The following is a 12,819-nucleotide window of genomic DNA, read 5'->3' as shown; positions in this document are numbered from 1 at the left end:
GGGGGGCGTCCACGCGGCTGAATCCGCCCCGGCGCCCCGGTACGCCCCATTGACATGGGCATCGCCGGATCGTGAGCCTGGCCCCCGCACGCTTTCGTGGCCGACGACGCCCAGGGGGGCACATGAGGCAACGCGCGAGAACGATCCTCGCGGCAAGCGCACTCCTCCTCGGAACCACACTGGCCGCACTCCCCGCGGCGGCCCAGGCCCGGCCCGCCTCCGGCGCCCCCGGCGCCGACGGGGTACGGGTCTACGACGCCGACCTCACCCGCGAGCAGGTCCCGCTCGTCCTCGCCGCCGGCCAGGACGCCCACGAGCTCACCGAACGGGCGCCCGCGACCGGGACCGCGAAGGCCGAGCTCTTCCTCACCGGCGCCCAGGCCGAGCAACTCGCCGCGCAGGGCGTCAAGCTCGCCGAGCGCAAGGTCTCCGCCCAGGCCCTGGCCAAGGCCAAGGCCGCCGGGGACGGCGTCTTCCGCCCCTACAGCGGCAAGGGCGGCCTCCAGGAGGAGATCCTGCGCACCGCGCGGCAGAACCCCGGCCTGACCAAGGTCGTCTCCCTCGGCAAGACCCTCCAGGGCAAGGACATCCTCGCCCTGAAGGTCACCAAGGACGCCGGAAGGACCCGCGACGGCGACAAGCCCTCCGTGCTCTACATGTCCAACCAGCACGCCCGGGAGTGGATCACCCCCGAGATGACCCGGCGGCTGATGCACCACACCCTGGACAACTACGGCAAGGACCCCCGCATCACCCGGCTGGTGGACTCCACCGAGCTGTGGTTCCTGCTCTCGGCCAACCCCGACGGCTACGACTACACCTTCACCTCCGACAGCGCCCGCCTGTGGCGCAAGAACCTCCGCGACAACAACGGCGACGGAAGGATCACCGCCGAGGACGGCGTCGACCTCAACCGCAACTTCGCCTACAAGTGGGGCTGGGACGACGAGGGTTCCTCCCCGAACCCCTCCAGCGAGACCTACCGCGGCCCCCGCGCCCAGTCCGAGCCCGAGACCGTCGCCCTCGACTCCTTCGAGAAGCGCGTCGGCTTCCGGTACGCGATCAACTACCACTCGGCCTCCGAGCTGCTGCTGTACGGAGTGGGCTGGCAGGTCGCCACCCCCACCCCGGACGACGTCGCCTACAAGGCACTCGCCGGCACCCCGGAGCACCCGGCCGTCCCCGGCTACTACCCGCAGCTCTCCTCCGAGCTGTACACGACCAACGGCGAGGCCGACGGGCACGCCGCCAACGCCAACGGCGTCATGATGTTCACCCCGGAGATGACCACCTGCCAGACGGCCTCCCGGATCGACCCGGACGACCGGTGGAAGCCCGAGGACTGCGCGTCCGGGTTCAACTTCCCCGACGACGAGAAGCTGATCCAGCAGGAGTTCGCCAAGAACGTCCCCTTCGCCCTGTCCGTCGGGGAGAGCGCCGCCCACCCCGACCAGCCCTCCTCCTCCGTCGGGCTGCACGCGGCCGACTTCACCCCCGACCCCTTCACCACCTCCTACGCGGCCCGCGGCGAGGACCAGACGGTCTCCGTCACCGCCCGCAAGGCCCTGAAGGACAAGCGGCTCAACTTCCGCGTCAACGGCGGCCGTACGCACGACGAGGAGCTCAGGGCCTGGAAGGGCGGCGACGTCTACGGCGGCGAGGACGACAACTGGTTCGACGCCTACCGGGCGAAGGTGGGCGGCGCCAGGCCCGGGGACGAGGTCGAGGTCTGGTTCACCGGCCGCGACCACGGCACGACCGTCTCCAGCGAACACTTCACCTACACCGTGGCCGAACGCCCCCGCGCGGACGTGCTGGTGATCGCCGAGGAGGGCGCGAAGGCCCGGTATGCCCAGCGCTACGTCGACGCGCTGCGCGCCAACGGGAAGTCCGCCGCCGTGTGGGACGTGGCCGTCCAGGGCGCCCCGCACCCCCTCGGCGTGCTCTCCCACTTCCGTACGGCCGTCCACTACACCGGCGCCGCAGCCCCCGGCGGCCCCACGCAGCTGGCGGTCCGCGACTTCCTCAACGAGGGCGGCAAGCTCATCGAGGCCGGCGAGCTGGCGGGCGGCCAGGCCCAGGTCGGGCGGGCCCTCACCGACGACTTCAGCCAGTACTCCCTGGGCGCCTACAGCCGGGCCACGGTCACGGCCCCGACCGGCTTCACCGGCGCGGGCACCCTCACCGGCGCCCGGGGCGGCCTCGGTGACGCCGCGGGCAGCCCCGGCAACCCGCTCGACTCCGCCGGTGCCTTCACCGTCACCTCCGACTCCCTGCCGCCGGCGCGGTTCCCGCAGTTCACGAGCGCCCAGGCGGGCCGGTACGCCGGGGTCGTGAACCCGTACGCCCCCTACGCCGGCACCGGCATGGCCTCGGCCACCCACGCGGACGACGACTGGAAGCGCCTCACCCGCACCATCGACCTCACCCAGGTCACCGCCGCCGACCAGCCGAAGCTCAAGACGGCCCTCAGCTGGGACACCGAGGAGGGCTACGACCACGCCGTCCTGGAGGCCCGTACGGCCGGCGGGGAGGACTGGACCACACTTCCGGAAGCGAGCGGCTTGAGCTCCGCCACCGTCCCGGCGGAGTGCGGGGCCGGGTTCTTCGTCCACGGCCACCCGTTCCTGCGCCACTACCTCACCCTCGACGGCGGCGGCTGCTCACCGAGCGGCACCAGCGGGGCCTGGAACAGCTTCACCGGCTCCTCCGGCGGCTGGAAGCAGGTCTCCTTCGACCTGAGCGCCTACGCCGGGAAGACCGTCGAGGTTTCCTTGTCCTCCATCACCGACCCCGGAACGGGCGGCCGCGGCGTCTTCGCGGACGAGGCACGGGTCTCGGTGCGGGGCACCGACCAGCCCGCCGAGGGCTTCGAGACCTCCCTCGGGGCCTGGACCGCCCAGGGCGCCCCGGCCGGAAGCCCCGAGGTTCCGGGGGATTGGTCCAGGACCGGAGAGCTGTTCAAGACCTTCGCGGCCGTCACTACGCGTGACACGGTCCTGCTCGGTTTCGGGCTGGAGCACCTCCCGGCCGCGGCGGACCGCGCCCTGTTGATCGGCAAGGCCCTCCGCTCCCTGAAGGACTGATCGGCAACCCTCCCGCCACTCACCCTGAGTGACGGGCACCAGCGCCCCCGGGGTCCCGTACCACCGCAGTGGTACAGGGCTCCGGCGGGGGTACCCCCCGAAGTGGGGGAGTGTCAGCCTCCGGCCGATTCCACTCCCAAGCTCACGGAGAGGTAGGGTCGTAAGCGGTCGGGGACATCCCATACAGCTCGCCGGCGGGACAGGCCGGCGCACCAACGAGGAGATCGGTTCGTGACGATCCGCGTAGGCATCAATGGTTTTGGCCGCATTGGCCGCAACTACTTCCGGGCGCTTCTCGAGCAGGGGGCCGACATCGAGGTCGTCGGCGTCAATGACCTGACGGACAACGCCACCCTCGTGCACCTGCTGAAGTACGACACCATCCTGGGCCGCCTCAAGGCCGACGTCTCCCACACCGACGACACCATCACGGTGGACGGCAAGACCTTCAAGACCTTCGCCGAGCGCGACCCCGCGAACCTCCCCTGGGGTGAGCTGGGCGCCGACATCGTCATCGAGTCGACCGGCATCTTCACGAAGAAGGCCGACGCCGCCAAGCACCTCGCCGCCGGCGCGAAGAAGGTCCTCATCTCGGCTCCGGCCAAGGACGAGGACATCACCATTGTGATGGGCGTCAACCAGGACAAGTACGACGCGGCCAGCCACCACGTCATTTCCAACGCCTCCTGCACCACCAACTGCGTGGCGCCGATGGCCAAGGTCCTCGACGAGAACTTCGGCATCGTCAAGGGCATGATGACGACGGTCCACGCTTACACCAACGACCAGCGCATCCTTGACTTCCCGCACTCGGACCTGCGCCGCGCCCGCGCCGCCGCCGAGAACATCATCCCCACCTCCACCGGTGCCGCCAAGGCCACCGCGCTGGTCCTGCCGCAGCTCAAGGGCAAGCTCGACGGCATCGCCATGCGCGTCCCGGTCCCGACCGGCTCCGTGACCGACCTCGTCCTGGAGCTCTCCCGCGAGACCACCCGGGAAGAGATCAACGCCGCCTTCCAGAAGGCCGCCGAGGGCCAGCTCAAGGGCATCCTCGACTACACCGAGGACGCGATCGTCTCCTCCGACATCGTCAACTGGCCCGCCTCGTGCACCTTCGACTCCTCGCTGACCATGGTCCAGGACGGTACGCAGGTCAAGGTCGTCGGCTGGTACGACAACGAGTGGGGCTACTCCAACCGCCTCGTCGACCTCACCGTCTTCGTCGGCGGGCAGCTCTGAGAACGTAGGGCAAGGCAACACCATGTGAGCACAGGGTCCGCTCGGCGCGATGAGGCGCCGTCCGGGCCCTGTCGCTTGCCCCGTCCCATCCGCCCTGCACCTGTAACAGCCCTGTATGGGGACAAGGAGTAGAAACACATGAAGACGATCGACGAACTCCTCGCGGACGGCGTCGCCGGCAAGCGGGTCTTCGTACGCGCCGATCTCAACGTGCCGCTCAAGGAAGGCGTGATCACCGACGACGGCCGCATCCGCGCCGTCCAGCCGACCATCGCCAAGCTCGCCGAGGCGGGCGCCCGCGTGGTCGTCGCCTCGCACCTGGGCCGCCCCAGGGGCACCGGCACCGAGCCCGACTTCTCGCTCGCCCCCGCGGCGAAGCGGCTCGGCGAACTCCTCGGCGCGGAGGTCGCCTTCGCCACCGACACCGTCGGCTCCTCCGCCAAGGAGACCGTCGCCGCCCTCGCCGACGGCCAGGTCGCCGTCGTCGAGAACCTGCGCTTCAACGCCGGCGAGACCAGCAAGGACGACGCCGAACGCCGCGCCTTCGCCGAGCAGCTCGCCGAGCTCGCCGACGTCTACGTGGGCGACGGCTTCGGCGCCGTCCACCGCAAGCACGCCTCGGTCTTCGACCTGCCCCAGCTGCTCCCGCACGCGGCCGGTTACCTCATCGCCACCGAGGTCGGCGTCCTGAAGAAGCTCACCGCCGAGGTCAAGCGCCCGTACGTGGTCGTCCTCGGCGGCGCCAAGGTCTCCGACAAGCTCGCCGTCATCGACCAGCTGCTCGGCAAGGCCGACCGCATCCTCATCGGCGGCGGCATGGCCTACACCTTCCTCAAGGCCAAGGGCTACGAGGTCGGCATCTCCCTCCTCCAGGAGGACCAGATCCCGAAGGTCACCGAGTACATGGAGCGCGCCGAGAAGAACGGCGTCGAGCTCGTCCTGCCCGTCGACATCCTCGCCTCCGCGGAGTTCCCCGACATCAAGGGCGGGACCCCGGCCGAGTACGTCACCGTCGACGCCGACGAGATCCCCGCGGACAAGGAGGGCCTGGACATCGGCCCCCGCACCCGCGAGCTGTACGCCTCGAAGATCGCCGACGCCGAGACCGTCTTCTGGAACGGCCCCGTCGGTGTCTTCGAGCACCCCGACTACGCGAACGGCACCCGCGCCATCGCGCAGGCCCTCGTCGACAGCGACGCCTTCACCGTGGTCGGCGGCGGCGACAGCGCCGCGGCCGTCCGCATCCTGGGCTTCGACGAGAACGCCTTCGGTCACATTTCCACCGGTGGTGGCGCCAGCCTCGAATACCTCGAAGGCAAGACGCTCCCCGGCCTCGCCGCCCTGGAGGGCTGAACCACAATGACCTCTGTCGCACACGGCCGCACCCCGCTCATGGCGGGCAACTGGAAGATGAACCTCAACCACCTGGAGGCCATCGCCCACGTCCAGAAGCTCGCCTTCGCGCTCGCCGACAAGGACTACGACGCGGTCGACGTCGCGGTGCTCCCGCCCTTCACCGACCTGCGCTCGGTGCAGACCCTCGTCGACGGCGACAAGCTGAAGATCCAGTACGGCGCCCAGGACATCTCGGCCCACGACTCCGGCGCCTACACCGGCGAGATCTCCGGCCCGATGCTGGCGAAGCTGAAGTGCGCCTTCGTCGCCGTCGGCCACAGCGAGCGCCGCCAGTACCACGGCGAGACCGACGAGCTCTGCAACGCCAAGGTCAAGGCCGCCTACCGCAACGGGATCACCCCGATCCTCTGCGTCGGCGAGGGCCTCGACGTCCGCAAGGCCGGCCGGCAGGTCCCGCACACCCTGGCCCAGGTCGACGGCGGCCTCAAGGACGTCCCGGCCGAGCAGGTCGAGTCCCTCGTGATCGCCTACGAGCCCGTCTGGGCGATCGGCACCGGCGAGGTCGCCACCCCCGAGGACGCCCAGGAGGTCTGCGGGGCGATCCGCGGCCGCCTCGCCGAGCTGTACTCCCAGGAGCTGGCCGACAAGGTCCGCATCCAGTACGGCGGCTCGGTCAAGGCCGGCAACATCGCCGCGATCATGGCCCAGCCCGACGTCGACGGCGCCCTGGTCGGCGGCGCGGCGCTGGACGCCGACGAGTTCGTCAAGATCGTCCGCTTCCGCGACCAGTGAGTATGCGGTAGGGCCGATCCGTCGTACCCTTGCGGGGGCCGGGGGCTGCTGGTGCAGCCGTCGGCCCCCGCTTCCTCCCAAGCAGCAGACGTAAGCCCAGAAAGTAGGAATCAGCCGTGATTATGGGGTTTTCGATCGCCCTGATCGTCTTCAGCGCTCTGCTGATGCTGCTCGTGCTGATGCACAAGGGCAAGGGCGGCGGCCTTTCCGACATGTTCGGCGGCGGCATGCAGTCCTCCGTCGGCGGCTCCTCCGTGGCGGAGCGCAACCTGGACCGCATCACGGTCGTCATCGGCCTGCTGTGGTTCGCCTGCATCGTCGCGCTCGGCCTGCTCACGAAGTCGAACGGCAGCTGACGGTTCCGGCCATTTCGCCCGGCCCGCTCGGTCTTTACGTAAACTGAGGCGCCCACAGCGGGTATACCCTCACGCTGGGCGGCACCATCACGCAGGGAGTTACGACCGTGGCAAGTGGCAACGCGATTCGTGGAAGTCGGGTCGGAGCCGGGCCGATGGGCGAGGCCGAGCGCGGTGAGTCCGCGCCGCGCCTGCGCATCTCCTTCTGGTGCTCGAACGGGCACGAGACGCAGCCCAGCTTCGCCAGCGACGCGCAGGTCCCGGACACCTGGGACTGCCCGCGCTGCGGGTTCCCGGCCGGCCAGGACCGGGACAACCCGCCCGCACCGCCGCGCACCGAGCCGTACAAGACGCACCTCGCCTACGTACGGGAGCGCCGCACGGACGCCGACGGCGAGGCGATCCTCGCCGAGGCCCTCGCCAAGCTGCGCGGCGAGATCTGAGGGCGGCGCTCTCAAGAGTGACTCGGGGCCCGGCCCGCGGGAGAACGAATCCCGCGGGCCGGGCCCCTTTGTGCGCGTTGTCCCCCTTCGAATCCCTTAAGTTGGAGGTGGCGGGGCACAACAGGACGGAAGAAGTGGGTTGATGTCCGAGATGAACGCACACCAGGCCGCCGCGCGAAGCGCGTCAAGCAAGGGTGGTGGCGGGCGACGGGAGGGCCGCACGAGGCTCAACCGGCTGCCCGAGTGGAACGCGCTCGGCAAGCACCGGGAAGAGCTGGGGCAGACGCATCTGCGGGAGCTGTTCGAGGCGGATCCGGACCGGGGTACCGGGTACACCCTGCGGGTCGGCGACCTGCACATCGACTACTCGAAGCACCTCGTCACCGACGAGACCCTCGCGCTGCTGCGCGAGCTGGCGGCGGCGACGGGCGTGGCGGAGCTGCGGGACGCCATGTTCCGCGGCGAGAAGATCAACGTGACGGAGGACCGCGCGGTCCTGCACACCGCGCTGCGCGCCCCCGCGGACGCGGTCGTCGAGGTGGACGGGGAGAACGTCGTCCCCGAGGTGCACGAGGTCCTCGACAAGATGGCGGCCTTCTCCCGCCAGGTCCGGTCGGGGGAGTGGACCGGGTCCACCGGCAAGCGGATCAGGAACGTCGTCAACATCGGCATCGGCGGCTCCGACCTCGGTCCGGCGATGGCGTACGAGGCGCTGCGCGCCTTCACCGACCGCTCCCTGACGGTCAGGTTCGTCTCCAACGTGGACGGCGCCGACCTGCACGAGGCCCTGCGTGACCTGGACCCGGCCGAGACGCTGTTCATCATCGCCTCCAAGACCTTCACCACCATCGAGACCATCACCAACGCCACCTCGGCGCGGCAGTGGCTGCTGGAGGGTCTCGGCGGCGACCAGAAGGCCGTGGCACGGCACTTCGTGGCGCTGTCCACCAACGCCGAGAAGGTCACCGCGTTCGGTATCGACCCGGCCAACATGTTCGGCTTCTGGGACTGGGTCGGCGGCCGCTACTCCTTCGACTCGGCCATCGGCCTGTCGCTGATGATCGCGATCGGCCCGGACGCCTTCCGGGAGATGCTGGGCGGCTTCCGTGCCATGGACGAGCACTTCCGCACGGCGGCGCCGGAGGACAACGCCCCGCTGCTGCTGGGCCTGTTGGGCATCTGGTACGGGGCCTTCTTCGACGCCCAGTCGCACGCGGTGCTCCCGTACAGCCACTACCTCTCCCGTTTCACGGCCTACTTGCAGCAGCTGGACATGGAGTCCAACGGCAAGTCCGTGGACCGCGAGGGCGATCCGGTGGACTGGCAGACCGGGCCGGTGGTCTGGGGCACGCCCGGGACCAACGGGCAGCACGCTTACTACCAGTTGATCCACCAGGGCACCAAGGTGATCCCGGCGGACTTCATCGGCTTCGCCCGCCCGGTGGCGGAGCTGGAGCCGGCGCTGAAGGCGCAGCACGACCTGCTGATGGCGAACTTCTTCGCCCAGACCCAGGCGCTGGCCTTCGGCAAGACCGCCGAGGAGGTACGGGCCGAGGGCGCACCCGAGGCGCTCGTGCCGCACAAGACCTTCCAGGGCAACCACCCGACGACGACGATCCTCGCCACCGAGCTGACCCCGGCGGTGCTGGGCCAGCTCATCGCCCTCTACGAGCACAAGGTGTTCGTCCAGGGCGCGGTGTGGAACATCGACTCCTTCGACCAGTGGGGCGTCGAGCTCGGCAAGGTCCTCGCGAAGCGGGTGGAGCCGGCGCTGACGGAGGGCGCGGACGTCCCGGGCCTGGACCCCTCGACGCGGGCGCTGGTGGCGGTGTACCGGGAGCTGCGCGGGCGGCAGTAGGAAGCCGCCCGGACGGCGGAGCGCCCCCGCACCGTGCGGGGGCGCTCCGCCGTCTTCCGCCGCTTCAGGAGGAGGCGGGGGGATACAGCCCGGTGGGGAGCTTGGCCGCCGCGGCGCGGTCCAGCAGCCAGAGGGTGCGGCTGCGGCCGTACGCCTCGGCCGCCGGGGCCTGGATCCCGCCGGCCCCGCCGAGGGCGATGGAGACCGCCCCCGCCTTGTCCTCACCGGCCGCCAGCAGCCAGACCTCGCGGGCCGCGCGGATGGCCGGGAGGGTGAGCGAGACGCGGGTCGGCGGGGGCTTGGGGGCGCCGTGGACGCCGACGACGGTCCGCTCGGTCTCGCGGGTCGCCGGGTGCTCGGGGAACAGGGACGCCACGTGGGTGTCGGGGCCCACGCCCAGCATGAGCACGTCGAAACGCGGGACGGCGCCGTGGTCCTCGGGCGTGGCAGCCCGGGCCAGCTCGGCGGCGTACGCGGCCGCGGCGGCGTCCACGTCGGCGCCGTACGGGCCGTCGGAGGCGGGCATGGCGTGCACGCGCGCGGGGTCCACCGGGACGGAGTCCAGGAGGGCCTCGCGGGCCTGTACGTGGTTGCGCTCGGGGTCGTCGGCGGGGACGTAGCGCTCGTCGCCCCACCAGAGGTCGATACGGGACCAGTCGATGGCGTCCCGGGCGGGGGCCGCGGCGAGGGCCGCGAGGAGGCCGTTGCCGTTGCGGCCGCCGGTCAGCACCACGGAGGCGCTGCCGCGGGCGGCCTGTGCGTCCACGATCTTCGTGATGAGCCGGGCGGCTGCCGCCTGGGCCATCAGCTCCTTGTCCCGGTGGACGACCACCTGGGGAGTCGTCATACCCATGTGCTGCCGCCTTCTTGGTAGTTCTGGGTGATGTGCGGGGGGTGCGGGCGCGGGTGCGGTGCCGCTGCGCGGAGCCCTTCCCCCACCCCGCCCCTTCCCGAAACCGGAGCTCCGCCCCGGACCCCGCGCGTGCGCTTCGCGGGGTCTGGGGCGGAGCCCCTGGGGGCCCCTCCCAGCGGTAGCCGGGGGAGAACAGGCGAAGGGCGGGGCGGGGAGATGTACCCCCGCCCCGCCCCCGGCGGGCCGGCTACTTCGCCGGGGCCCGCTTCGTCGCCTTCGCCGGCTTGGCCGCCGGCTTCGCCGCCGGAGCCTCGGCCTCGGCCGGCGCGTCGGCGGAGGCCGGAGCCTCGGTGCCGGTGCCGGTTCCCGGTCCCCCGGTGGGAGCCGAGAGACGGGAGACGCCGAACTTCAGGGACGCCTCGTACGTGTTGTCCGGGTCCAGCCGGCGGAGTTCCTCCGCCAGCAGCTCGGCCGTCTCGCGCCGCTTCAGCGCCACCGCCCGGTCCGGCTGCCCCGGCATGCACAGCGTGGCCAGGGACCCGTCCGCGCGGTCCAGGACGATCACGCCGTCCTTGGTCTCCATACGGACGGCGGTCAGCCCCGGCCCCCCTGACAGGGTCCGGGTGACCGGAACCTTGAGACGGTCCGCCAGCCACATGGCCAGCAGCTCGCAGCTCGGGTTCTCGTCCTCGCCCTCCACGGTCGCCGAGACGACCGTGGACAGCGTCTGCTGGTCCAGCGCGGCGGCCAGCATGGAGCGCCACGGGGTGATCCGGGTCCAGGACAGGTCGGTGTCGCCCGGTGCGTACGCCTGCGCCCGCGAGGCGAGCGCCTCGATCGGGTGCTCGGAGGCGTAGGTGTCCGTGATCCGGCGCTGTCCCAGCGAGCCGAGCGGGTCGCCCGCCAGGTCCACCGGAGCGCCCTCCGGCCACCAGACCACCACGGGGGCGTCCGGCAGCAGCAGGGGCAGCACGACCGACTGGGCGTGGTCGACCAGTTCGCCGTGCAGACGCAGGACGACGGTTTCGCCGGTACCCGAGTCCGCCCCGACACGGATCTCCGCGTCCAGCCGGGCTTCGCGGCGGCTGCGCGGGGAGCGGCTGACCCGCTTGACCACGACGACGATCCGCGAAGGGTGTTCGTGGGACGCGTCGTTCGCCGACTTGAGCGCGTCGTACGCGTTCTCCTCGTCGGTCACGATCACCAGCGTGAGGACCATGCCGATGGCCGGCGTGCCGATGTCCCGGCGCGCCTGCACCAACGCGGCGTTGATCTTGCTGGAGGTGGTCTCCGTGAGGTCGATCTTCATGGCCGGCGCCAGCTCCGTCCGTCTCGTGCGAGCATCTCGTCCGCCTCGACCGGCCCCCACGTGCCCGCCGGGTACTGCGCGGGCTTGCCGTGCTTGTCCCAGTACTCCTCGATCGGGTCGAGGATGTTCCAGGACAGCTCGACTTCCTGGTGGCGCGGGAAGAGGTTCGCGTCACCGAGGAGGACGTCGAGGATGAGCCGCTCGTATGCCTCGGGGCTGGACTCCGTGAAGGACTCGCCGTAGGCGAAGTCCATCGTGACGTCCCGGACCTCCATGGAGGTGCCCGGCACCTTGGAGCCGAAGCGGACCGTCACGCCCTCGTCCGGCTGGACCCGGATGACCAGGGCGTTCTGCCCCAGCTCCTCGGTCGCGCCCGATTCGAACGGCAGGTACGGCGCCCGCTTGAAGACCACCGCGATCTCGGTCACCCGGCGGCCCAGGCGCTTGCCCGTGCGCAGGTAGAACGGGACGCCCGCCCAGCGGCGGTTGTTGATCTCCAGGCGGATGGCGGCGTAGGTGTCGGTCTTGGAGTTCGGGTTGATCCCGTCCTCCTCCAGGTACCCCTTGACCTTCTCGCCGCCCTGCCAGGCCGCCGAGTACTGGCCGCGCACGGTGTGCTTGCCCAGGTCGTCGGGGATCTGGACGGCGCTGAGCACCTTCAGCTTCTCCGCCACCAGGGCCTTGGGGTGGAAGGAGCCGGGCTCCTCCATCGCCGTGAGCGCCAGCAGCTGGAGCAGGTGGTTCTGGATGACGTCACGGGCGGCGCCGATGCCGTCGTAGTAGCCGGCCCGGCCGCCGATGCCGATGTCCTCCGCCATGGTGATCTGCACGTGGTCGACGTACGACCGGTTCCAGATCGGCTCGAACATGGTGTTGGCGAAGCGGAGCGCCAGGATGTTCTGGACGGTCTCCTTGCCGAGGTAGTGGTCGATCCGGAAGACCTCGTCCCGGGGGAAGACCTCGTGGACGACCTGGTTGAGCTCTTCCGCGCTCTTCAGGTCGTGTCCGAAGGGCTTCTCGATGACGGCACGCCGCCAGGAGCCCTCCTTCTGGGCCAGCCCGTGGTTCTTGAGCTGCTGGACCACCTTGGGGAAGAACTTCGGCGGCACCGAGAGGTAGAAGGCGAAGTTGCCGCCCGTGCCCTGGGCCTTGTCGAGTTCGTCGATCGTCTGCTTGAGGGTCTCGAAGGCCGCGTCGTCGTCGAACTCGCCCTGGACGAACCGGCAGCCCTGCACGAGCTGCTGCCAGACCTCCTCACGGAAGGGGGTGCGCGAGTGCTGCTTGACGGCCTCGTACACCTCCTGGGCGAAGTCCTCGTCCTGCCACTCGCGGCGGGCGAAACCGATCAGCGAGAAACCCGGGGGCAGCAGGCCGCGGTTGGCGAGGTCGTAGACGGCGGGCATGAGCTTCTTGCGCGACAGGTCACCCGTAACGCCGAAAATCACCAGGCCGGACGGTCCCGCGATGCGCGGGAGCCGCCGGTCCTGTGCGTCACGAAGCGGGTTCGCTCCGTTCACCGACAAAATA

General features: G+C 70.7%; 10 protein-coding genes. 7 read left to right on the top strand and 3 right to left on the bottom strand.

Annotated elements, in window-relative coordinates:
* Positions 1-122: 122 nt before the first annotated feature.
* The 7 genes from ABZ716_RS08470 (at position 123) to pgi (ending at position 9,130) form a co-directional block, all read left to right on the top strand.
* Positions 123-3,086 carry a M14 family zinc carboxypeptidase gene (locus ABZ716_RS08470; RefSeq protein WP_358957585.1) on the top strand — a complete coding sequence of 988 codons (2,964 nt, stop codon included), beginning with the start codon at positions 123-125 and terminating at the stop codon, positions 3,084-3,086.
* A 231-nt stretch (positions 3,087-3,317) separates the two neighbouring features.
* Complete coding sequence (gene gap / locus ABZ716_RS08465) at positions 3,318-4,325, top strand: type I glyceraldehyde-3-phosphate dehydrogenase (RefSeq protein WP_351883499.1); 1,008 nt, start codon at positions 3,318-3,320, stop codon at positions 4,323-4,325.
* A 138-nt stretch (positions 4,326-4,463) separates the two neighbouring features.
* The gene (locus ABZ716_RS08460) at positions 4,464-5,678 is read left to right on the top strand and encodes a phosphoglycerate kinase (RefSeq protein ID WP_358957583.1); all 1,215 of its coding nucleotides are present in this window, start codon (positions 4,464-4,466) and stop codon (positions 5,676-5,678) included.
* Between the two features lie 6 nt (positions 5,679-5,684).
* Positions 5,685-6,473, top strand: coding sequence for a triose-phosphate isomerase (tpiA, locus tag ABZ716_RS08455; RefSeq protein ID WP_358814646.1), 789 nt, complete (start codon positions 5,685-5,687; stop codon positions 6,471-6,473).
* 122 nt (positions 6,474-6,595) lie between these two features.
* Positions 6,596-6,829 (top strand): preprotein translocase subunit SecG, encoded by a 234-nt coding sequence (secG, locus tag ABZ716_RS08450; RefSeq protein WP_351883505.1) that lies wholly within the window; start codon positions 6,596-6,598, stop codon positions 6,827-6,829.
* Positions 6,830-6,936: 107 nt separating this feature from the next.
* Positions 6,937-7,272, top strand: a complete 336-nt coding sequence (locus ABZ716_RS08445) for an RNA polymerase-binding protein RbpA (protein WP_007263454.1) — start codon at positions 6,937-6,939, stop codon at positions 7,270-7,272.
* Positions 7,273-7,423: 151 nt separating this feature from the next.
* Complete coding sequence (gene pgi / locus ABZ716_RS08440; RefSeq protein ID WP_358957793.1) at positions 7,424-9,130, top strand: glucose-6-phosphate isomerase; 1,707 nt, start codon at positions 7,424-7,426, stop codon at positions 9,128-9,130.
* Positions 9,131-9,194: 64 nt separating this feature from the next.
* Here the strand turns inward: pgi and pgl are convergent, their stop codons facing one another.
* From pgl to zwf, 3 genes are all read right to left on the bottom strand, one after another.
* Positions 9,195-9,977 carry a 6-phosphogluconolactonase gene (pgl, locus tag ABZ716_RS08435; protein ID WP_358957581.1) on the bottom strand — a complete coding sequence of 261 codons (783 nt, stop codon included), beginning with the start codon at positions 9,975-9,977 and terminating at the stop codon, positions 9,195-9,197.
* Positions 9,978-10,230: 253 nt separating this feature from the next.
* Positions 10,231-11,292, bottom strand: coding sequence for a glucose-6-phosphate dehydrogenase assembly protein OpcA (gene opcA / locus ABZ716_RS08430; RefSeq protein WP_358957578.1), 1,062 nt, complete (start codon positions 11,290-11,292; stop codon positions 10,231-10,233).
* A complete protein-coding gene (gene zwf / locus ABZ716_RS08425) occupies positions 11,289-12,818 on the bottom strand; it encodes a glucose-6-phosphate dehydrogenase (protein WP_351883616.1) in 1,530 nt (509 codons plus the stop codon). The genes opcA and zwf overlap by 4 nt, the downstream gene beginning before the upstream one ends.
* Position 12,819: the final 1 nt, after the last annotated feature.

This window comes from Streptomyces sp. NPDC006687, from assembly GCF_040636215.1.
Taxonomy (GTDB): domain Bacteria; phylum Actinomycetota; class Actinomycetes; order Streptomycetales; family Streptomycetaceae; genus Streptomyces.
This window is presented reverse-complemented; position numbering and strand designations above follow the sequence as displayed.

Bases quoted from the DNA above. Each gene is read 5' to 3' on its own strand.
- opcA (WP_358957578.1), bottom strand. From the start codon at position 11,292: ATGAAGATCGACCTCACGGAGACCACCTCCAGCAAGATCAACGCCGCG.
- pgi (WP_358957793.1), top strand. From the start codon at position 7,424: ATGAACGCACACCAGGCCGCCGCGCGAAGCGCGTCAAGCAAGGGTGGT.
- pgl (WP_358957581.1), bottom strand. From the start codon at position 9,977: ATGACGACTCCCCAGGTGGTCGTCCACCGGGACAAGGAGCTGATGGCC.
- ABZ716_RS08460 (WP_358957583.1), top strand. From the start codon at position 4,464: ATGAAGACGATCGACGAACTCCTCGCGGACGGCGTCGCCGGCAAGCGG.
- secG (WP_351883505.1), top strand. From the start codon at position 6,596: ATGGGGTTTTCGATCGCCCTGATCGTCTTCAGCGCTCTGCTGATGCTG.
- ABZ716_RS08470 (WP_358957585.1), top strand. From the start codon at position 123: ATGAGGCAACGCGCGAGAACGATCCTCGCGGCAAGCGCACTCCTCCTC.
- tpiA (WP_358814646.1), top strand. From the start codon at position 5,685: ATGACCTCTGTCGCACACGGCCGCACCCCGCTCATGGCGGGCAACTGG.